This window comes from Amycolatopsis sp. NPDC102522, from assembly GCF_055584485.1.
The window spans coordinates 1-19587 of the sequence record NZ_JBVJLY010000035.1 but is presented as its reverse complement, the minus strand read 5'-3'; the positions used below and the strand labels follow the sequence as shown (position 1 = coordinate 19587).

The following is a 19587-nucleotide window of genomic DNA, read 5'->3' as shown; positions in this document are numbered from 1 at the left end:
CTCAGAGATCCCCGAGCGCGGTGACCGGCGACTCGACACAGTCCGCGACGAACCGCAGGAACCCGCCGGCGGTCCCGCCGTCGCACACCCGGTGGTCGAAAGCCAGGGTCAGCTCGCAGATCTTCCGCGCCACCAGCGCGCCGTCGACCACCCATGCCCGATCGATGATCCGGCCGATGCCGAGGATCGCCGCCTCCGGGTGATTGATGATCGCGGCGGAGCCGTCCACCCCGAACACGCCGTAGTTGTTCACCGTGAAGGTCCCGCCGGTGAGGCCCGCCGGGCCGAGTTTCCCTTCCCTGGCCTGTGCGGTCCGCTCGCCGATCGCCGCCGAAAGCTCCCTTGTGGACAGTGAACCCGCGTCGCGGACGACAGGGACGACGAGACCGCGGTCGGTCTGGGCCGCGAAGCCGAGGTTGATGTCCCGCAGCTGGACGATCTCGTCGCCTTCGACCCGCGAGTTCAACTCGGGGTGCCTCCGCAGGCCCGCGACGGCGAACCGGGCGACGAGGCCGAGGAGGCTCACCGGGCGATCGGGTGCCGAGGCGTTGAGCGACTTGCGCGCGGCGACGAGTTCGGTCGCGTCGACGTCGACCCAGACCGTCGCCTCGGGGATCTGCCGCCGCGAGGTCGTCAGCTTGTCGGCGACAGCCTTGCGGACCCCGGTCAGCGGGATCCGCGTCTCGCCGTCCCGCGCTTCGGGGACGGCGGTCAGGACGGCCTCGACGTCCGTGCGCCGGATGATGCCGCCAGGACCGCTGCCCGTCAGCTTCGCCAGGTCGATCTTGTTGTCGGTGGCCATCTTGCGGACGAACGGCGAGATCACGCCCGGTGCTTTCGAGGGCTTCCCGGGTGTGGTGGTGACGACGGTGCGCGTCCGGCGGCGCCTCGTCGCGGTGGTCGTGCCGTAGCCGATGAGGACATTGCCGCTGCCTTCGCTCGCCGTGGTCACGCCGGGTTCGGCGAAGCCGGGACCGATGGTGAGCAGGGGAGCGCCGACCGGCAGCGACTGACCGGGGTCGCCGTGCAGGCGGGTGACGACGCCCGCGAACGGCACCGGCACCTCGACCGCGGCCTTCGCGGTCTCCACCTCGACGACGGGCTGGTCGACGCCGACGGTGTCGCCTTCCGCCACGAGCCAAGTGACGATCGTGCCCTCGGTGAGTCCTTCGCCGAGGTCCGGGAGCAGGAAGTCAGGCACCGGCCACCGCCGGTTCGTCGTTCCACTGCAGCCGGGCGACGGTGTCCAGGATCCGGTCGACGTCCGGAAGCTGATGGCGCTCGAGTTTCGGCGGCGGATAAGGGATGTCGAGCCCGGTGACCCGCAGGACGGGCGCGTGCAGCTGGTGGAAGCACTGCTCGGTGACCCGGGCGACCACCTCGGCGCCGTAACCGCCGAACCCGGCGGCCTCGTGGACGACGACCGCGCGCCCGGTCCGGCGCACCGAAGCGGTGACGGTCTCGTCGTCGAACGGGCTCAGCGACCGGAGGTCGACCACCTCGACGTCCCAGCCTTCGGCCTTCGCGGCTTCCGCGGTCTCCAGCGCGGTGGCGACCATCGGGCCGTACGCGATCAGTGTGACGTCCTTGCCCGCACGGCGCACGACCGCGCGGTCCATCGCCGCGCCGTCGCGGGTGAAGGACACGGTTTCCTTCGACCAGTAACGGCATTTGGGTTCGAGGAAGATCACCGGGTCCGGCGAGTCGATCGAGTCGCGCAGGAGGTCGTAGGCGTCCTGGGGAGTGCCGGGCGTGACGACGCGCAGGCCGGGCGTGTGGGTGTAGTAGGCCTCGCTCGAATCGCAGTGGTGCTCGACTCCGCCGATCCCGCCCGCGTAAGGGATCCGGATGACCATCGGCAGGGAGAGGGCACCGCGGGTGCGGTTCCGCAGTTTCGCGACGTGCGAGGTGATCTGTTCGAAAGCGGGGTAGGCGAAGGCGTCGAACTGCATTTCGACCACCGGGCGGAACCCGCCCATCGCCATCCCGACCGCGAAGCCGACGATGCCGGATTCCGCCAGCGGCGTGTCGAAACAGCGCTCCTCGCCGAAGTCGGCGGTGATGCCGTCGGTCACCCGGAACACGCCGCCGAGAGGGCCGACGTCCTCGCCGAAGATCAGTACCCGGTCGTCGTCCTTGACCGCGTCACGCAGGGCGGCGTTGAGCGCCTGAGCCATCGAGATCTCGGTCATCAGCCCTCCACGGCTTCCAGTTCGGCCGCGACCAGCGCGCGCTGAGCGGCCAGCTGACGGGTCGGAACGGCGTACACATGCTCGAAAAGCGACATCGGATCGGGTTCCACGTCGGCGTTCAGGGTGTCGCGCACCCCGGCCGCGAACGTCTCCGCCTCGGCGCGGAACCGCTCGATGTCCTTGTCGGACAACAGGTTCTTGGCGGTCAGGTAAGTCTCGAGGCGGCGGACCGGATCGGCCGCGCGCCATTTCTCGACCTCGGCCTGGTCGCGGTAGCGGGTGGCGTCGTCGGCGTTGGTGTGCGCGTCGATCCGGTAGGTGTGCGCCTCGACCAGGACCGGCCCGAGACCGGCGCGCGCGTGCGCGACGGCGTCGTCGAGGACCGAGAGGACCGCGAGGGCGTCGTTGCCGTCGACCTGTTCGGAGCGGACGCCGTAACCGACACCCTTGTAAGCGAGCGCGGGCGCGGCGCTCTGCTTCTCGAACGGTACGGAGATCGCGAACCCGTTGTTCTGCACGAAGAACACCACGGGCGCCTTGAACACGGCGGCGAAGTTGAGCGCCTCGTGGAAGTCGCCTTCGCTGGTGGCGCCGTCCCCGATGAGCGCGAACGCGACGGCCTCCTCGCCGCGACGCCGCATCGCGTGCGCGAGCCCGGCCGCGTGCAGGGTCTGGGTGGCCAGCGGGGTGCACTGGGGGGCGACCCGGGTCGCGGCGGGGTCGTAGCCACAGTGCGCGTCGCCGCGAAGCAGCGTGAGGATCTCGCCCGGTTCGAGCCCGCGGGCGACCAGCGCGACCGAGTCGCGGTAGGTGGGGAAGAGCCAGTCGGCTTCGGTGAGGGCCAGCGCGCTCGCGACCTGGCACGCCTCCTGGCCGGCGCTGGACGGATAGACCGCGAGACGGCCCTGTTTGGTCAGCGCGGTCGCTTGCGCGTCGAACCGGCGGCCGAGCACCATCAGCCGGTAGGCCTCGACGAGCCGGTCGGACGGCGGCTCGGCGTAGCCGCCGTGCTCGTCGACGCGCGTGCCGTCCTCGGCGAGGAACCGCACCGGGACTCCGGACGGCAGCAACGCGGCGGCAGAGATCTCCCGCGACATGGCGCAGCACCACCTTTCACAGACATATGATGCTGAGATCGTGGTTTCTGGAGTCCCGGTGTTCAAGAGGTAGGCGAAATGAGCGACAAACTGTCCACAGGATCGGTTCAGCCGAGCCAACCGTCCAGCAGTGGCGTGGCTCACGGACCCGATCCGGGACGAACGGTCCTTGCCCTCGACGACATCGATCGGGCGATCCTCGCCGAACTGTCCGTGGACGGCAGGCTCGCCGTCCGCGCGCTGGCGGAGCGACTCCACATTTCGCGCACCAACGCCTACGCGAGACTGGACCGGCTGATGTCCGAAGGCGTCATCACCGGCTTCGGCGCCCGGATCGACCCGCGGCGGGCCGGACTCGGGACGAGCGCGTACATCCTGATCACCGTCGAGCAGACGTCGTGGCGCACGATGTCGGCGGAGTTGCGGGAGATCCCGTTCGTCGAGCACGTGTCGCTGGTCGGCGGCGACTTCGACATCCTGCTGCTGGTGCGGACACCGGACAACGCGTCGCTGCGGGACGTCGTCCTGGAACGGCTGCAGGCACTGGACGGCGTGCGGTCGACCCGGACCTGGCTGATCTTCGAGGAACGGCAGGGCGCCGGCCCTCGCCTTTAGTCCTCTGGACGCGTTACGGCAGGCGAGCGAACGTGGCGTGAGCTGAATGGTCTATTCCACCGGACAGGTCGCTGAACAAACCTGGCTCCGCCGTTGGAAAATCTCATACCCTCCAGGGCAGGCCGAAGGGAGCTGACCTGATGAGGTGGACCTGGGTGCGCGCGGCGGTGGCCTTGGTGGTCGCCGCGGCGAGTGTCGCGATCGTCCCGACGAGTCCAACGAGCGCCGCCGAAGCCCAGGCGGCACCCGCCGCGGCAGGCCGGTCCGCGATCTACGGCGGGGGACCGTTCTACCAGGACGGACAGGGGGTCATGGACACCCTCCGCTCATCGGGATTCACCACGGTCATCCTGTGGAGCATCCACGTCCACGACAACGGGGACCTCTACTACAACGACCACCTCGTGGTCTCCGGAGGCCGGTACGTCGGCGACGCCGGATGGCCGGCGCGATTGCGGACGCTGAAGCAAGCGCCGACGTCGGTCAACCGCATCGAGGTCTCGGTCGGCGCTTGGGGCACGCCGGACTGGGAAGCCATCGACAAGCTGATCACGCGCGACGGCACCGGAAGCGGGACGGTGCTGTACCGCAACTTCCTGGCGCTGAAGAACGCCACCGGCGCGGACGCGATCAACAACGACGACGAAGCGCACTACGACGTCGACTCCACCGTCACCTTCGCGCGGATGGCGAACGCCATGGGCTACCGGAACTTCACCCTCGCGCCGTACACCGCGGTCTCGTACTGGCAGGGCGTGAAGAACGGGCTCGGCGGCCTGGTCGATCGCGTGTACCTGCAGGCGTACGCGGGCGGGAGCGGGAACAACCCGGCGACGTGGTCGCGGTCGCTCGGCATGCCGGTGGATCCGGGGCTGTGGAGCAAGAACGGCTCCGGCTGCACCTCGGGGGACTCGCCCGCGCAGGTGGAGAGCCGGATGCGGGCATGGAAGTCGTCCGCGGGGATCCCCGGCGGCTTCATGTGGCTGTACGACGACATGAAGAAGTGCTCGGCGCAGGGCAAGGCCGCCGACTACGCACGGGCGATCAACACCGCCACCACCAGCTGAACCCTTGCCGCGCCAGTGGGTCCCGGGCGACGCCTCATCTGCGTCGCCCGGGACCCTGTAACGCTCTTCGCCGTTCCGCCGAATACAGGCGGGTTCGATGGTGGAGGCGGAGGAATCGTGGCGCGTGTCCTGCTCCTGATGTCGGCCGCCGTGTTCTTCTTCGGAGCGGCCGCCTGCGCGATGCCGGAGCTGCCCGCACGCCCTGCGGTCACGATCAGGACGAGCGTCGTGCCTGCCACGACCGTCCCGCCGAGCACGGACGTGACCACGACGGTCGCCACCACCTCGGTCACCGCCGCGACGGCGACGAGCAAGGCGCCTGCCAAGATCAAGGTTCCCTCCAAGACCAAGTCGGACCAGCGCGCGGCGGCCTGCCGCAAGGATGCGAGCCAGTGCTACGAGCCGGGGACGACCACCCAGTGCCAGACCGGCGGCTGTGTCAACGCCGCCCGCGGGATGACCCAGCGCGACGTCGAGAGACAGCGAGACCGGTGGCTGCGCGAGCATCCGGGTTGGTGTCCCGCGGGCGAGACCGGAGCCGTGGCACCCTGTTGACCGAGAGGCACCGCCGATCACTCCATTCGGGTGGTAACGGTTCGGCATTCGATGTATCCGAGCTACTTCCCATTGACACCTTTCTACGATCGCGGCGACTGGGTGGAGGTATGCGGTGACGGTGGAGGGCGCGGGTCAGGACTACCTGACGCGGCAGGTCGGGGCACTGCTCGAAGCGATTCGCGAGGAGGGGCCGGTCGGTGAGGGCAGACGCAGTTTCCGGCTCGCCGGGCATCTCGCCGCGGAGGGCGGGTTCCATCTCGGCGACATCCTCGCCGCGACGGCGCAGCTGCTGGCGGTCCACGCTTGGAACAACGGTTACCTCGGCGCGGCGGAACTGCTGACGCGCCGCATGCGGGACTTCGGTGCCGAGTCGGCGGAGCTGGTGCAGCACCTGGTGAGGCTGGAGACCGGGAGCGAGCAGGGGTGGCTGCCGCAGGAAGACCGGGAAGCCCTCATCGAGTACGCGCGGCGGACCCAGCGTCCGGACATCGAGCAGCGGGCGCAGGCGATCGCGCCGCTGCTGCCCGACGTCAGCGATCCCGAGCGTCCGGATCGGATGGCCAGTGAGTCGTGAGATGGTGCTCGGGATCCGCGAGGATGCCGCGGATCACCGAGCCGGCCGCACCGCGTACGGCGGCTCCCGTGCCGAGCGCCGATCGGATGACCCGCACCGGCGACCAGGCGGTGCTCGGTACGCGGCGTTCCAATTCGGCGAGGAGTGGCTCACGCAGCCAAGGCTCAAGTCTCGCGTAGGTTCCGCCTAGCACCACGGCGGGGACGTCCATCAGGTTGACCACGGTGGACAGTCCGACGCCGAGGTGCCCGGCGGCCGTGGTGACCGCCGAAAGCGCCGCACCGTTCTTCGATTCCAGCGCGGAGACCAGGTCGTCCACCGTGTCGGCGCCCGCGAGCCGCAGGATCTCCTCCTGTCCGGCCATCCGTTCCAGGCAGCCGTTCGCGCCGCAGGAGCACCGCGGACCGTCGGGGGCCACCGGCAGGTGGCCGATCTCGCCGCCCGCGCCGCGGACGCCCTCGAACAGGGCGCGGTCGAGCACGATCCCGGCGCCGATCCCGATCTCCCCGGACACGTGGACGAAATCCGGCAACGCCGAGCCGTGCCAGAGTTCGGCGAGCGCGGCGAAGTTGGCTTCGTTGGCGACGGTGAACGTATCGCCGAGCCTCTCGGCGAGGTCGACGTCGCGCCAGCCCAGGTTGGGGGCGAGCCGAACGAGGCCGGATTCGACCAGGCCCGGAACCGCGATACCGACACCGCCGACGGGTACTCCCAGCGTGTCCGCCTGCTTCCGCGCCTTGCGCAGGAACGCCGACACCCGCTGGAAAACGCGCGGCGTCCGGTTGTCCGCGTACCGGACCTCCTCGGCCCGGACGGTGCCGGTCAGATCGACCAGGCAGGACGCCAGGTAGTCGACGCCGATCTCGATGCCGAGCCCGTGCGGGCCGGTGGGGGACAGGGAGACGACGGTGCCGCGCCGTCCGGGGCCCACGCGTCGTTCCGGCTCGCCTTCGGCCACGAGATCCGCCGCGATCAGCCGGTCGACCACGATCGACACGGTGGCCTTCGTGAGTCCGGTGGCGGCGGCGAGGCCGGCCCGCGACGTGCCCGGGCCGTCCGCGATCGCGCGGAGGACGAGGGCGGCGTTGTGCTGCCGCACGGTGTGCTGTCCTGCCGGGCGCGTGCCGATCATCGCGCGATTGTATTCGTTCGATGCCTGAACGAAAGCCTTGACCCGTCGGGGTGGGCGTCGATAAGTTCAGGCATCAAACTAATAGGTGGAGGCGAGATGGTTCAGGCACCGACGCGCGAGGACAAGTTCAGCTTCGGGCTGTGGACCGTGGGCTGGCAGGCGAACGACATGTTCGGTCCGGCGAGCCGGGGCCCGCTCGACGCGGTCGAGGCCGTGCACCGGCTCTCGGACCTCGGAGCCTGGGGGATCACCTTCCACGACGACGACCTCATCCCGTTCGGCTCGGCCGACGCGGAACGCGAGCGGCATCTGAAGCGCTTCCGGGACGCGCTCGCCGAAACCGGGCTCGTCGTCCCGATGGTGACCACGAATCTGTTCAGCCACCCCGTTTTCAAGGACGGCGGCCTGACCAGCAACGACCGCGACGTCCGTCGTTACGCGCTGCGGAAGGTGCTTCGGAACCTCGACCTCGCCGCCGAACTCGGCGCGTCGACGTTCGTGCTCTGGGGCGGTCGCGAAGGCAGCGAGACCGACGCCGCGAAGGACGTCCGCGCGGCGATGGACCGCTACCGGGAGGGCATCGACTTCCTCGCCCAGTACGTCATCGACCAGGGCTACGGCCTTCGGCTCGCGCTCGAACCGAAGCCGAACGAACCGCGCGGCGACATCCTGCTGCCGACGGTCGGGCACGCGCTCGCGTTCATCTCCACGCTGGACAACCACGAGATCGTCGGCGTGAACCCCGAGGTCGGGCACGAGCAGATGGCCGGGCTCAACATCGTCCACGGCATCGGGCAGGCCCTGTGGCAGGGCAAGCTGTTCCACATCGACCTCAACGGCCAGCGCGGCCCGCGGTTCGACCAGGACCTCGTGTTCGGCCACGGCGACGTGCTGTCGTCGTTCTTCCTGGTCGACCTGCTGGAGCACGGTGGCTACGACGGGCCGCGCCACTTCGACTACAAGCCGCTGCGCACGGAGAACATGGACGGCGTCTGGGCCAGCGCCGAGGCCAACATGGCCAGCTATCTGCTGTTCGCCGAACGCTCCCGCGCCTTCCGCGCCGATCCCGAGGTGCGGGCCGCTCTGGACGCCGCCCTCGTCCCGGAACTGGCGACGCCGACGCTCAACGAGGGCGAGACAGCGGCCGATCTGCTGGCGGACCGGTCGGCGTTCGAGGACTTCGATCCGGACAAGGCGGCGGAACGCGGCTACGGCTTCATCCGGCTTTCCCAACTGGCCCTCGAACACCTCACCGGGGCGCGCTAGAGCCGGTCGACGTCGATGACGGCCTTGGCGAACTCCTCCGGCGCCTCCTGCGGCACGTTGTGGCCGATCCCGTTCAGGACGCGGTGCTCGTACTTGCCGGAGAACTTCGACCGGTAGGCCTTGCCGTCGGTGTTCGGACCGTCGAAGTCGCTGCCGATCGTGATGGTGGGCACCGAAACCGCCGGGCCCTGCGCGAGCTTCTGTTCGAGGGCGTCGAGTTTCGGGTCACCTTCGGCGAGGCTGAGCCGCCAGCGGTAGTTGTGGATCACGATGGCCACGTGGTCCGGGTTGTCGAAACAGGCCGCCGAGCGGTCGTAGGTCGCGTCGTCGAAGGTCCACTTCGGCGACGCGATCTTCCAGATCAGCTTGTTGAAGTCGTGACGGTTCTTCGTGTAGCCGAGGATGCCGCGCTCGGTGGCGAAGTAGTACTGGTACCACCAACCGAGCTCGGCGGCAGGGGAGAGCGGCTCCTTGTTCGTCTCCCGGTTGGTGACCAGGTAGCCGCTCACCGAGACGAGCGCCTTGCACCGCTCGGGCCACAGCGCGGCGATGATCACGGCGGTGCGGGCGCCCCAGTCGAAGCCGCCGAAGACAGCCTTCTGGATCTTGAGAGCGTCCAGCAGCGCGACGACGTCGGCGGCGATCGCGGACTGCTGGCCGTTGCGGAAGGTGTCCTTCGACAGGAATCGCGTCGGCCCGTAGCCCCGCAGGAACGGCACGATCACCCGGTACCCGGCCGCGACCAGGCGCGGGGTGACGTCGACGTAGCTGTGGATGTCGTAGGGCCAGCCGTGCAGGAGGACCACCACCGGGCCGTCGGCGGGGCCGGCCTCGGCGTACCCGATGCTGAGTTCCCCGGCGTCGATCTGCTTGATCGGGCCGAACGAGGTGTTCCCGCCGGTCGTGACGGGAGCCGCCGCCGGTGCCGTAGCGGGCTGGGCCGAACAGCCCGCTACACCGGCTCCCGCCGTCACGGCGACGATGGCCTGCGCGAACCTTCTCCTGCTGAGCATCCTGATCCCTCCCGCGAAACACCTGGTACGGGATGAAATTACGGAGGCGGAGCGGGGCGCGGCGACCGTCGGACGACGTCACCGGTGTACGTCACCTGGCTAAGCGACGTCCGGTTCGACTTCGAGGAAGGCCGCTTCCAGCCGGTGGATCCGGCCCCAGAACTCGGCCTCCCGGCCGGACTCGAGCACGCCGAGGTATCCGCCGGGGACGACGCGGCCCACGAACGGGCCGGACGTCCACACCCGCCAGCCGCCCGTGGCGTCGTCGCCCGAAGCGGAGGCGGGATCGTCGGTGCCGCGCATCGCCGCGATCGGGCACGAGAGCCGTGTCCTGGTGGGTCCGCGATAGGCGTTCAGCAACTGGAGGTCGCCCACCAGCAGGTCCAGGGCGTACTCCCAGCTTTCGGGCGAGTCGCGATAGCCCGCGACAGGGGTGAGGCCGGTGCGGCCGAACACCCGTCCCATGGCCGACGCGCCCGCCTTGGCGTTCTTGTCCGGCGAGCGCCGCTGCGGGGCGCACGCGTCCACGACGATCAGCGCGCCCGGGGAGACGCCCAGCCGCTGAGCCGTTTCCAGCGCGACGAAGGCGCCCATTCCGAAACCGATTGTCACGGCGCGGGAGAACCAGTCCACCGGCATCGCATCGGCCAAGAACGTGGCGAGTTCTTCGATCGAGGACGCCGGTGCCTGCGCGAGCCGTTCCCCGTGCCCGGGATATTCGGCACCCCAGACGTCCGCGCCAGCCGCGACGGCGAGTGGTCCGAACGCCTGAAGTGTCCCGCCGGCGGGTGGAAGCAGCAGGTAGTCGCGGCCACGACCGTCCGATGTGGACAGTTTGGTGAGTGTGGCCGTCATGATCCGAAAGATACGCGCGGTTAACCCGAATGGGGTAACGGTTTGGAGTCGACCAAGATCAAGTCACCCGGCAGGGGGAGCCCTTCGGCGAAATGCCGCCCGGCCGTGTCGTATCTGGCGTTCCCCGTTCGACGTCCTGATAAGAGCCGGAGGGAGAAAGCGATGAACACCACGACACTGGCCTCGACCACGCGGCTGCACCCGGTGAGCCGTACCCTGCCGGTTCTGCTGGCGATGGAGGACGACGCGGAAGACGTCGGCCGCCTGTCCCCGGACGACAGGCTGACCTGCCACGTGCACGGCCGCTGGATCCACCAGTGCGTCGCCTCGCCGCTGCACGTCAACCCGATCACCCGGCACCGCTGGTGCCGTTCCTGCGCGACCGCGCTGACCGTTTCCGTCGACGAACTGTCCGGCACCGTCACGATGTCCTGTCCCCGGTGCGGCCACGGCGAAAGCGCCGCCTCGGCTCGGCTGATCCTCGCGTGCCGGGCCAGCTTGGCCGCCGCGCGCGCCCAAGCGGCCGCTCGCGCCGCCTAAGCGACCCACTCGAGGACGCGGTCGATGATCAGTTCGCGATCCTCCGGGCGGAGATAGAGGTAATGCCCGGCGTCCGGCAGGATTTCGACGTCGGCATGGGGGAGCAGGCTTCCCAGTCGTGCGGCGGCAGCGGCCGAATCGTGCACGGCGCTCCGTCCGCCGAACAGGGCGAGCGTGGGCACTTCAAGGGACCGCAGCGCCTCCTCGCTCGGGCACACCTGGAACGGCACCCGCGCGCGATACGACCGGATTCCGGCGAGGATCAGCCGCGCCGCGGGCTGGTCGAGAATGTCCTCGCCGGCGGACCACGTCACGAAACGCCGCCACAGGCGTTCGCTGTCGAGCACGGACGCGGGCAGGCCGTACCAGAACACCTTCCTGGCGAACGGAGCCGAAACGGTGGTCGCGTCCAGCAACCCGATGGACGCGAGCCTGCCGGGGAAGTGGATCGCCTGGTTGACGGCGTGCCAGCCGCCCGTAGATCCGCCCACGAGATGCAGCGAGGACAGATCCAGGCTCTCGAAGACGTCGTCGAGAGCGCTCGCACGGTCGCGAATGTCCTTGAAGGGCGCCCTTTGCGCACTGCCGCCCGCCTCGCCGAGAGTGTCGATCGCGTAGACCGTGTGGCGCTCGGCCAAGGCGGGAAGCAGCGCCGCGTAACAGGCGGAAGTCGCCATGAGCCCCGGAAGCAGGGCGATCGGCGGGCCGTCGCCGTAGCGGTAGACCCGCGTGGTGCCGTGGCGTGTCCGGACGTCGAAGACCGCGCCCGGCTCCGGGCACTCGGCCATCGCGCGGTCATAGGCGGCGAAGTACCGCTTTTCGGCCGCCGGATCTTTGAAACCCCCGATTTTCTTCATGGGGAGGACGCTAGGCAGAACCGCGTTTCCGGTCTTGAACGAAAGTAAGATGGCGGGATGGACGGGTGGGGGCTCGTGGTGCCGCGGAGGGAGATCGTCCGCGCCCCCGGTGAGCGGGTTCTCCGGTTCCCCCATCCCGCCCTCGCCGCTCATGTGTCGAGCTACGTCGCGCACGACCTCCCCGACGCGGGCCCGAATTCCTGGCAGGTCACGCCGTTGTCCGTGCTCACCTGGGTGATTGATTTCGAAGCCCCGGCCCGGCGCCCCGAGGACGACGGCGAGATCCCGGATTCGCCCGTGCTGGGGTTGCGGGACCGGCCGTTGCGTGTCGGGCAGGCCGGGGCTTCGCGCGGGATCGCCGTCAGCCTCACCCCGCTCGGCGCGTACGCGTTGTTCGGGATCCCGTTGCGGGAGCTGACGAATTCGGCGATCGCGGCGTCCGACCTGCTGCCCGCCGGAGAGCTGACCGAGCGGCTCGCGGAGGCGGCGGACTGGCAGGAGCGGTTCGGGCTGCTCGACGACTACCTGGCGGCGAGGCTGGCTCGCGGGCCGGGACTCGCCGCACCTGTCCGATACGCGTGGGAGCGGCTGGCGGCGGGCCCGGTCCGCATCGGCACCCTCGCGTACGAGATCGGCTGGAGCCGCCAGCATCTCAACGCCCGGTTTCGCGAACAGATCGGACTGAATCCGAGCACGGTCGGGCGGATCACCCGGCTCAATCGCGTACTGGCACTGCTGAACCGGGCGTCGTCCCTTGCGTGGGCGGAGGTGGCGCACCTGGGCGGCTACAGCGACCAGGCGCACCTCGTCCGCGAATTCCGGGCGTTGACCGGGTACCGCCCGACCGAGGCCGGGAAACCGGCCGGACTATTTGTTGCGCCAAGTCACGGAGCGTGAATCAGCGCTTTCGTAAGGCTGTGACGTATAGGCCAGGGACGTGATCGGGTCCGACGCGACCCCGAAGTGCAGCTGGCAGGATTCGAAGACCGCTCCCTTGACCGAGAAATCCTTCGGCGCGAAGTTCTGGTCCTCGCAGCCGGCGACGTCGGCTTTCCCCATGCCGAGGAGGGAGCCCGGCCAGCCGCCGCTCCTGGTCTTGGCGGTCAAGGTCGGCACGGTCACTTCGGCGAGGTTCGTACCGTCGATGTTCGTCAGCTTTTCGTGAACGAAGAAGAAGTTCTTGCCACGCAGCTTGGCTTTGTCCTCTTCTTTGAGCGGCAGGCTGTCGACATCGGAGTCGGGCGCCTTGACCGATTCGACGGTGACCGTGAGCCCGACGACGCCCTTCGCGTAGCGGCTGTAGAACGGGACGATCGCCTGCTCGCCGAACTTCAGTTTCGTACCCGGTTTGACCGCGTCGCCGGAGACCTCCAGCGTGGGCGTGGTGGTCAGATACGGCATCTCGGTCGTCGTCGGCTTGGCGGCCGACGTCTCCTCGGACGTCGTCGCGGCGGCGCTCTTCGCCTGGCCGATGTTCGATGGCGAAGTGCAGCCGACCAGCGTGGCGCCGAGCATCGCGGCGATGACGGCATGACGAACTCTCGGACGTGTGGGCACGACCGATCTCCCCTCGAAAGTGAAAGAGCGTGGATTTCCCCCGGTGAGCACTCTAGACAACGAGCGTTCACTCGATCGGCGGAGGTAGGTTGCGGACATGACCCAGGTTTCGACGCCTGCAGAGGCGGCCACGAGGATCACCGGACGAGCCGTCGCCGAGCAGAGGGGTCTCTCGGGCTCGGTGACCGAAGTCGTACTGGACAGTGGCGACACGGTGGTCGTCAAACGGGGCCACGCCCCGAACGCGACGCCCGTGGAGGCGGCGGGACTGCGCTGGCTGGGCGAGGCCGGTGCCGTCCGGGTGCCCGAGATTCGCGGCCACGACGACGAATGGCTGGTCACGGAGCTGGTCGGCGGCGGGCGGCCGACGCATCACGCGGCGGAGCGGCTGGGGAGAGGGCTCGCCGCGCTACACGCGGCCGGAGCGCCCGCGTTCGGCGCGGCGCCGCCGGAGGGGCCTGTCGACGCGTGGATCGGCCTCGCCCCGATGGAGAACACGCCGGGGGACGACTGGCCGCGGTGGTACGCCGAGCACCGAGTTCTGCCTTACGTACGGCGCGCTGTCGACGAGGGCACGCTGGACAATGACGAAGCAGCTGCCCTGGAGCAGGCCTGCTCCAGGCTTCCCGAGGTGGCCGAACCTCCCGCCCGGCTCCACGGAGATCTGTGGAACGGCAACGTGTTGTGGGGAGCCGTCGAGGCCTCGCTCATCGACCCTGCCGCGCACGGCGGCCATCGCGAGACCGATCTGGCCATGCTGCAGTTGTTCGGCTGCCCGTTGCTCGACCGGGTTCTGGCCGCCTATCAGGAAGTCGCTCCGCTCGCGGACGGCTGGACCGACCGGATCGGGGCGCATCAGCTGTTCCCCCTTCTCGTGCACACTGTCCTTTTCGGACGGTCTTACGCCGGGCAGGCTGTCGCGGCCGCGCGGGCTGTCGGCCGGTAGCTCACCTCGCGAGGCGATCGAGCCATTCGGCGAGCATCGAGTGCTCGGCCGGGGTCAGTGAGGCATCAGGTTCCTTCTCCAGTGCGGCCTTGAGCGCGATCGCGCGGCTGGGGATGTCCGAAGACTCGTCAGCCTCGTCCGCGCTGTCGATGGTGATGGTCGTGATCACGTGTTCGCGCGCGGTGGCGATCAGATCAGGATCACGGTCCTCCGGCGGGCTCGCGATGAGGGAGAGGATCACGCCCATCCCGGTCGCGTGCACCAGTTGCGCGGCCTGCTCGACCGGGACACGCAGGCGGCCGGCCTCGGCGATGCGTTCGACGATCCGGCGGAGTATCGCGTCCGCCTCCTGCCGCGCTTCGCGGACTCGGGGCTCGCCGTACATGAGCATGTAGAAAGCGGGCTGGGACAGCCCGAACTCGACGTGCAGGTCCCAGCCTCGCCGGAGATCGCCCACCGGGTCTTCGGTCTCGCCGAGGCCATGCTTCTCACATAAGTAACTCTGAAAGCCATACGTGGCGACCGCGTCGAGCAAGCCGTCTTTGTCGCCGAAGGTCCGGTAGAGCGTCGGCGCCTGCACTCCGGCAGCGGCGCTGACCGCACGCGTGGACAACGCGTCGCGCCCGCCGTCCCGCAGGAGGTCCGCCGCCGCGCGGACCATCCGGTCTTTCGTCGTCAACGTCATGTATCGACGATAACATGATTGCGGTAGCGCTGGTTCGATATCGATGCTACCTTGATGGTGTTATCAGCGGAAACACCTGATGGGAGCAGATCATGACACGCGTAGCGATCGTCACCGGCGGGTCGCGGGGCATCGGCAGGGAGTCCGCCGAAAGGCTCGCGTCCGACGGGTTCGCGGTCGTCGTCGTTTACGGCGGCAACAAGGACGAGGCGCGGGCGGCGGTCGAGGCGATCACCGCCGAGGGCGGTCAGGCGGTCGCGGTCCAGGCCGACGTCGCTGACGAGCACGCCGTCGAAGCCGTGTTCGACACCGCGGAGAAGGCCTTCGGCGGGGTTGACGTCGTGGTCCACGCCGCCGGGACCATGTACCTCGCGCCGGTGGCCGAGCTGGATCTCGACCGGCTGGACCGGTTGCACCGCACCAACATCCGCGGCACCTTCGTGGTCGATCAGCAGGCCGCCCGCCGCGTTCGCGACGGTGGCGCGATCATCAACTTCTCCACCTCGGTGCTCGGTCTCGCCCTGCCGGGATATGCCGCCTATGCCGCGACGAAAGGGGCGGTCGAGGCGATCACCCTGGTCCTCGCCCGTGAACTGCGCGGCCGCGACATCACCGTGAACGCGGTCGCCCCCGGCCCGACGGCCACGGCCCTGTTCCTCGACGGCAAGGACGAGGAGACCATCGCGGGCATGGCGGCCCAGCCACCGCTCGAACGGCTCGGCACCCCGTCCGACATCGCCGAGGTCGTCTCGTTCCTCGCCGGTCCCGCCCGGTGGGTCAACGGGCAGGTCCTCCGCGCGAACGGCGGCATCGTCTGAGTTTTCTTCATCCGGAAGGGATTCTCGTCTTGGAGACGCTCGCTACGGCCTCCCGTTTCGTGGCGGCCCGTCGTCGCGCTGGATCGCTTGACGTCCCCGTTCCCGGACCTGGTGGAACGTCGACTGAGCCTGCTGGGAAAGCTGCTGGACCGGTGGCGCCTGCCAGACCTGCCGGGCGAACGTCGCGCCGCCGTCGAGGGCACGCTGCTGGAACTCGCGTGCCTGCCGCAGTTGTTCCGTCCAGGTCTTGGGGACCACGACCGACCCGGCCCGCCGGTCGTGCCAGCAGGTCTTGCCGTCCGGCGACATCCGCAAGAGGCCGCATTCGACGGCGGAGAAGATCAGGAGCGCGACGCCTGCCAGCATGAGCAGCACGCTCAGCTGGAGGATCGCCGCGATGAGCAGCACCCAGCCGAGGCCGGGGACGAGGACGGCGATGGCGGTGCGGGCGCAGATCTGGCCGAAGTTCAGCCGCCCGCCGTCGGTGCGGCGCACTGTCAGCGAGAAGGCCGCCTTGCCCAGGGTGTGTCCCCAAGCTCGGACGAGGAGCACCTCGTACACCGTGATCAGCAGGACCTGGACAGCCAATGTCAGCGCGATCAGCAGGACGACGGTGCCCCACAGGCCGGCCACCTCGTCGTCGGCGGCGTCCCCGAGAGTGCCCCATCCGCCGAACGCGGCTTTGAAGAGTCCTTTGCCCGCCAAGGCGAAGCCGTGCTGCCCGGCCTCGACCTGGATCCGTTCGGCGGTCAGGAACCAGAGCGGTGAGGTGACCAGCCACGGTACGAGCCAGTCGATCCATCGGGCGCCCCAGCGGCGGGCCGACGTCGGATGCGGCGGTAGCGGGCCGACGGGCGGCTGGATCATCGTCCCACCGCCAGCCGGGCTTGCCTGTCCCACAACGGGTTCTTGACCGCGTCCCACCACATCGACGCGGCGAGCAGGCCGGCCGCGATCTCCAGCGGCTCGAACTTGAAGACGAGGTTCACGCCGTCGATTTCAGCGACGGACTCGACCAGACACGCCACACCCGCGATGGCTGCGGACCAGTGGCTGCGGAGGAGGAAGGCCAGTAGGCCGATGATCACGACGATCGTGGCGTCGACGACGAGCATGGCCAAGGTGGCCATGACGATCTTGACCAGGAGGACACGGAGCATGGCGAGCTGGTTCCGTTCCTCGTCCGGGAGCCTGCGCCGTGAATCGCCTGGGGGCCGGGTGAGCTGGAACCGTTCGTCGAACTTGTCCAGCATCGCCGGATAGGCGGCGCCCCAGGCCAGGAAGACGAGGAAGCCGACCAGGACCAAACCCGTGTGACCGCTCTCGGCCGCCTTGTACTTCCCGAGGAAGAACGTGGGCACCAGCGCGGCGAGCCCGGCGACCACCAACAGTGTGGACGAGACCCTGCCCAGGCCGTGGAACCTGGCCCTCAGGAGCAGGATCAGCGGGGGAGCGATGACCAGTGCTCCGTAGACCAGACCCGTGCTGAGGAACCAGAAGGCGAGGATCGCTGTCGTCAGCCAGAAGACGGGGTACAGGAGCCAGCGGCCGAAGCGATCGATCACCTCCGGGACGCCCTCGTCGATCAGTTTGTGCAGCCAGTCGGCCATGACCCGCCCCCTCGTGCAAATATTGCATTCTGCATGGACGCTAGCGAGCCGTGTCCGGTAGTGCAAGAGTTGCATTATGTAGTTTTTGCTTCGATGGGAGTCTGGGTGGCAGGGGCGTCTGACGCGGTGGAAGACCGCCGCCGGTTCGGTGGCGAACTCCGGAACCTCCGGGAAAAAGCGGGTAGAACGCTCGACGAAGCGGCCGCGCGCCTGGAGTGCTCGGCCGCCAAGATCAGCCGCATCGAGACCGGTCAAGTCGCAGTCCGGCCGCTGGACCTGCGCGAACTGCTGGACTTCTACGCGGTGACCGGCGCCCGCCGGGCGGCGATGCTCACGGTGTCGAGGCAGCGAGGCAAACGGCCGGATCTCGAAGGCGTCATCTACGACGGCTACAACCTCTACCTCGGTTACGAGGAAGAGGCCGGCGACATCCGCGAGTACCAGCCGCAGTGGATACCCGGCTTGCTGCAGACTCGGGAGTACGCGCACGCGCTGTCCCTCGCCGCCGGCTCGACGCCCGAAGTCGCCGAGCGCCGGGTCGCACTGCGAATGGACCGCCAGGCACTCCTTCACCGGGAGAATCCGCCGCGGCTGTCGGTCGTCGTCGACGAAATCGTGCTCCGCCGTCCGGTGCCCGAGCCGGGCCTGATGGCCGCGCAAATGCGGCACCTGGCCGACTCGGCGGGGAGCCCGCACGTCACCGTGCGGGTCCTGCCGTCGTCCGCGGGGATGCATCCCGCCCAGGCGGGCGGATTCATCATCTTGGGCTTCCCGCGTCCCGAAGATCCGCAGTTCGTCTACACCGACGACCTGACGGAGGGGCGGCTCACCCAGGAACCCGGCCGTGTGGGGCAGTACGTCACCGCGTTCGAACGGGTCGAGGCGCTGGCGCTGACGCCTTCGGAATCGGTGGATTTGATTCACGACGTGGCGGAGTCGCATGCCTGATCATCCGTCGTCCCGGAACAATGGCGGACGAAAGCCGACCAGTTCCCGGGACTGACGACGAAGGCGGGGCCCGGGTCCTTGGCGTCCCGGACGCCGACCCACGTTTCCAGGAAAGCGACTTCCACACAGGTCGGGCCGCCTCCGCAACGGCTGCTCTTGAACCACGCCGCGCCGGTGAGATCGTGTGTCACAGGAGTTCCTTCCTCATTTGTTTCGCCGGATGAGGAAAGATCGTGGAATGTCCCTTCGTCGCGACGTCGGGAGAATTTGTCGCGACATCGCACGTCCTGTCCACCAGTGCAAACGTGGCCGCGGGCGCCTGTCGCAGGCGGTGTCGCTAACCTACGTCTGCACGGTCGAAGAGCGCTGAGGGACAGGGGAGCGCTATGGAAGCCCGAAGCGGCGACACCGGGGACATCACCGGTGTCGAAGAGCTCGGCGCACTGATCAAACGGCTCCGGGACGAACGGCGCCTCACCCAGGACAACGTCGCGGGCCGCGCGGCGAAACACGGGCTCAGGATCAGGCGTGAACGAATTTCGGAAATCGAGAACTGCAAGCGTGAACCGCCGACCCAAGGCGAGTTGCGTGCCATTCTTCTCGGCTTGGGTCAATCCGAAGAAACGGTGAAAGGGCTGCAGGGCGTCCTCGCCAGGTCGGCCGCCCGGCCGACCGAAGGCGGCGTCGTGGAACTCACCTTCGGTGATCCCGTGCGGCAGGCTCCCTCGGCACCTCGCCGGATCGGTTTCGGCCACAGGCTCTTGCTGCTGCTGTCCGGTGCGGTGGCGGGCGTGCTGATCGCGACCGGTGTCGCCGGGGTATGGCCGTGGACGATCCTCACCTACGAACCGGACCTGCAGGTGAACGTCGGGCGGCCGAGTCCCGCCGACGCTCCCGGCACCTGCCCCCGGCGGACCACGGACGTCCGCGATCACCGCGACGACACCGCCGGCTCGATCTGGTACCGCGAATGCGCGGACTACCTGGAGATCTGGGTGACCGACCATATGAAGGACGGCCGGTGCGTCTGGGCGATCGTGCACTGGAACAACGGTGTCGTGGACGCGTCGAACCGGGCCTGCCCGGCGGGCAAGATGGAGTTCTCGAAGATCGCCAAGTACGCGCCGGACTTCTGGATGGAGCTGGTCGCGAGGGAGACGCCCTAGTAGTGCTTTGTTAGGTGTGTCGTTGTGGCTGGTCAGGGTGCTGGTGTGATCTGCTGCTGGAGTGAAACCGGTGGAGTTGGAGCAGGTCCGT

23 protein-coding genes are annotated in these 19587 nt (G+C 68.9%); 11 read left to right on the top strand and 12 right to left on the bottom strand.

Features of this window, described 5'->3' with window-relative positions; translation table 11 throughout:
- Position 1: 1 nt before the first annotated feature.
- Genes ACZ6YV_RS41905 through pdhA form a run of 3 tightly spaced genes read right to left on the bottom strand, consistent with a single transcriptional unit; the run spans position 2 to position 3289 of the window.
- Complete coding sequence (locus tag ACZ6YV_RS41905) at positions 2-1201, bottom strand: dihydrolipoamide acetyltransferase family protein (RefSeq protein WP_465514947.1); 1200 nt, start codon at positions 1199-1201, stop codon at positions 2-4.
- On the bottom strand, positions 1194-2192 hold the full coding sequence (locus ACZ6YV_RS41900) for an alpha-ketoacid dehydrogenase subunit beta (RefSeq protein WP_378241321.1): 999 nt from the start codon (positions 2190-2192) through the stop codon (positions 1194-1196). The genes ACZ6YV_RS41905 and ACZ6YV_RS41900 overlap by 8 nt, the downstream gene beginning before the upstream one ends.
- Positions 2192-3289 carry a pyruvate dehydrogenase (acetyl-transferring) E1 component subunit alpha gene (pdhA, locus tag ACZ6YV_RS41895; protein WP_465514946.1) on the bottom strand — a complete coding sequence of 366 codons (1098 nt, stop codon included), beginning with the start codon at positions 3287-3289 and terminating at the stop codon, positions 2192-2194. The genes ACZ6YV_RS41900 and pdhA overlap by 1 nt, the downstream gene beginning before the upstream one ends.
- A gap of 78 nt (positions 3290-3367) precedes the next feature.
- Between pdhA and ACZ6YV_RS41890 the strand changes: the two genes are divergently transcribed.
- The 4 genes from ACZ6YV_RS41890 (at position 3368) to ACZ6YV_RS41875 (ending at position 6103) form a co-directional block, all read left to right on the top strand.
- Complete coding sequence (locus ACZ6YV_RS41890; RefSeq protein WP_465514945.1) at positions 3368-3904, top strand: Lrp/AsnC family transcriptional regulator; 537 nt, start codon at positions 3368-3370, stop codon at positions 3902-3904.
- A gap of 140 nt (positions 3905-4044) precedes the next feature.
- A complete protein-coding gene (locus ACZ6YV_RS41885) occupies positions 4045-4971 on the top strand; it encodes a lysyl endopeptidase (protein ID WP_465514944.1) in 927 nt (308 codons plus the stop codon).
- 117 nt (positions 4972-5088) lie between these two features.
- Positions 5089-5526 (top strand): hypothetical protein, encoded by a 438-nt coding sequence (locus ACZ6YV_RS41880; RefSeq protein WP_465514943.1) that lies wholly within the window; start codon positions 5089-5091, stop codon positions 5524-5526.
- Positions 5527-5641: 115 nt separating this feature from the next.
- Positions 5642-6103 (top strand): hypothetical protein, encoded by a 462-nt coding sequence (locus tag ACZ6YV_RS41875; RefSeq protein WP_465514942.1) that lies wholly within the window; start codon positions 5642-5644, stop codon positions 6101-6103.
- On the opposite strand, the gene ACZ6YV_RS41870 is transcribed toward ACZ6YV_RS41875, so the two are convergent.
- Entirely contained in the window at positions 6060-7235 is a 1176-nt protein-coding gene (locus ACZ6YV_RS41870) for an ROK family transcriptional regulator (RefSeq protein WP_465514941.1), read from the bottom strand. The two genes, ACZ6YV_RS41875 and ACZ6YV_RS41870, sit on opposite strands and share 44 nt — an antisense overlap.
- 96 nt (positions 7236-7331) lie before the next feature.
- Between ACZ6YV_RS41870 and xylA the strand changes: the two genes are divergently transcribed.
- Complete coding sequence (xylA, locus tag ACZ6YV_RS41865; protein WP_465514940.1) at positions 7332-8501, top strand: xylose isomerase; 1170 nt, start codon at positions 7332-7334, stop codon at positions 8499-8501.
- On the opposite strand, the gene ACZ6YV_RS41860 is transcribed toward xylA, so the two are convergent.
- Positions 8498-9514, bottom strand: a complete 1017-nt coding sequence (locus ACZ6YV_RS41860; RefSeq protein ID WP_465514939.1) for an alpha/beta fold hydrolase — start codon at positions 9512-9514, stop codon at positions 8498-8500. The genes xylA and ACZ6YV_RS41860 overlap by 4 nt on opposite strands.
- A gap of 99 nt (positions 9515-9613) precedes the next feature.
- A complete protein-coding gene (locus tag ACZ6YV_RS41855) occupies positions 9614-10369 on the bottom strand; it encodes a thioesterase II family protein (protein WP_465514938.1) in 756 nt (251 codons plus the stop codon).
- A 162-nt stretch (positions 10370-10531) separates the two neighbouring features.
- On the opposite strand from ACZ6YV_RS41855, the gene ACZ6YV_RS41850 reads away from it, so the two are divergent.
- Complete coding sequence (locus ACZ6YV_RS41850) at positions 10532-10909, top strand: hypothetical protein (protein ID WP_465514937.1); 378 nt, start codon at positions 10532-10534, stop codon at positions 10907-10909.
- On the opposite strand, the gene ACZ6YV_RS41845 is transcribed toward ACZ6YV_RS41850, so the two are convergent.
- Positions 10906-11766 carry an alpha/beta fold hydrolase gene (locus ACZ6YV_RS41845; protein ID WP_465514936.1) on the bottom strand — a complete coding sequence of 287 codons (861 nt, stop codon included), beginning with the start codon at positions 11764-11766 and terminating at the stop codon, positions 10906-10908. The two genes, ACZ6YV_RS41850 and ACZ6YV_RS41845, sit on opposite strands and share 4 nt — an antisense overlap.
- Positions 11767-11823: 57 nt before the next feature.
- Here ACZ6YV_RS41845 and ACZ6YV_RS41840 point away from each other — a divergent pair, with 57 nt between their 5' ends.
- The gene (locus ACZ6YV_RS41840) at positions 11824-12663 is read left to right on the top strand and encodes a helix-turn-helix domain-containing protein (RefSeq protein WP_465514935.1); all 840 of its coding nucleotides are present in this window, start codon (positions 11824-11826) and stop codon (positions 12661-12663) included.
- Here the strand turns inward: ACZ6YV_RS41840 and ACZ6YV_RS41835 are convergent.
- On the bottom strand, positions 12634-13323 hold the full coding sequence (locus ACZ6YV_RS41835) for a hypothetical protein (protein WP_465514934.1): 690 nt from the start codon (positions 13321-13323) through the stop codon (positions 12634-12636). The two genes, ACZ6YV_RS41840 and ACZ6YV_RS41835, sit on opposite strands and share 30 nt — an antisense overlap.
- Positions 13324-13420: 97 nt before the next feature.
- Between ACZ6YV_RS41835 and ACZ6YV_RS41830 the strand changes: the two genes are divergently transcribed.
- Positions 13421-14269 (top strand): fructosamine kinase family protein, encoded by an 849-nt coding sequence (locus tag ACZ6YV_RS41830; protein WP_465514933.1) that lies wholly within the window; start codon positions 13421-13423, stop codon positions 14267-14269.
- A gap of 1 nt (position 14270) precedes the next feature.
- On the opposite strand, the gene ACZ6YV_RS41825 is transcribed toward ACZ6YV_RS41830, so the two are convergent.
- Positions 14271-14954 carry a TetR/AcrR family transcriptional regulator gene (locus tag ACZ6YV_RS41825; protein WP_465514932.1) on the bottom strand — a complete coding sequence of 228 codons (684 nt, stop codon included), beginning with the start codon at positions 14952-14954 and terminating at the stop codon, positions 14271-14273.
- A gap of 92 nt (positions 14955-15046) precedes the next feature.
- Here ACZ6YV_RS41825 and ACZ6YV_RS41820 point away from each other — a divergent pair, with 92 nt between their 5' ends.
- Entirely contained in the window at positions 15047-15772 is a 726-nt protein-coding gene (locus tag ACZ6YV_RS41820) for an SDR family oxidoreductase (RefSeq protein ID WP_465514931.1), read from the top strand.
- 42 nt (positions 15773-15814) lie between these two features.
- Here the strand turns inward: ACZ6YV_RS41820 and ACZ6YV_RS41815 are convergent, their stop codons facing one another.
- Positions 15815-16639, bottom strand: a complete 825-nt coding sequence (locus ACZ6YV_RS41815) for an RDD family protein (protein ID WP_465514930.1) — start codon at positions 16637-16639, stop codon at positions 15815-15817.
- A complete protein-coding gene (locus tag ACZ6YV_RS41810; protein ID WP_465514929.1) occupies positions 16636-17382 on the bottom strand; it encodes a hypothetical protein in 747 nt (248 codons plus the stop codon). The genes ACZ6YV_RS41815 and ACZ6YV_RS41810 overlap by 4 nt, the downstream gene beginning before the upstream one ends.
- 105 nt (positions 17383-17487) lie before the next feature.
- On the opposite strand from ACZ6YV_RS41810, the gene ACZ6YV_RS41805 reads away from it, so the two are divergent.
- Positions 17488-18330, top strand: coding sequence for a helix-turn-helix domain-containing protein (locus ACZ6YV_RS41805; RefSeq protein WP_465514928.1), 843 nt, complete (start codon positions 17488-17490; stop codon positions 18328-18330).
- Here ACZ6YV_RS41805 and ACZ6YV_RS41800 read toward each other — a convergent pair.
- Positions 18303-18521 (bottom strand): DUF397 domain-containing protein, encoded by a 219-nt coding sequence (locus tag ACZ6YV_RS41800; protein ID WP_465514927.1) that lies wholly within the window; start codon positions 18519-18521, stop codon positions 18303-18305. The two genes, ACZ6YV_RS41805 and ACZ6YV_RS41800, sit on opposite strands and share 28 nt — an antisense overlap.
- Positions 18522-18716: 195 nt before the next feature.
- Here ACZ6YV_RS41800 and ACZ6YV_RS41795 point away from each other — a divergent pair, with 195 nt between their 5' ends.
- Positions 18717-19496: a helix-turn-helix domain-containing protein gene (locus ACZ6YV_RS41795; RefSeq protein WP_465514926.1), complete on the top strand. Its 780-nt coding sequence runs from the start codon at positions 18717-18719 to the stop codon at positions 19494-19496.
- Positions 19497-19587 lie beyond the last annotated feature (91 nt).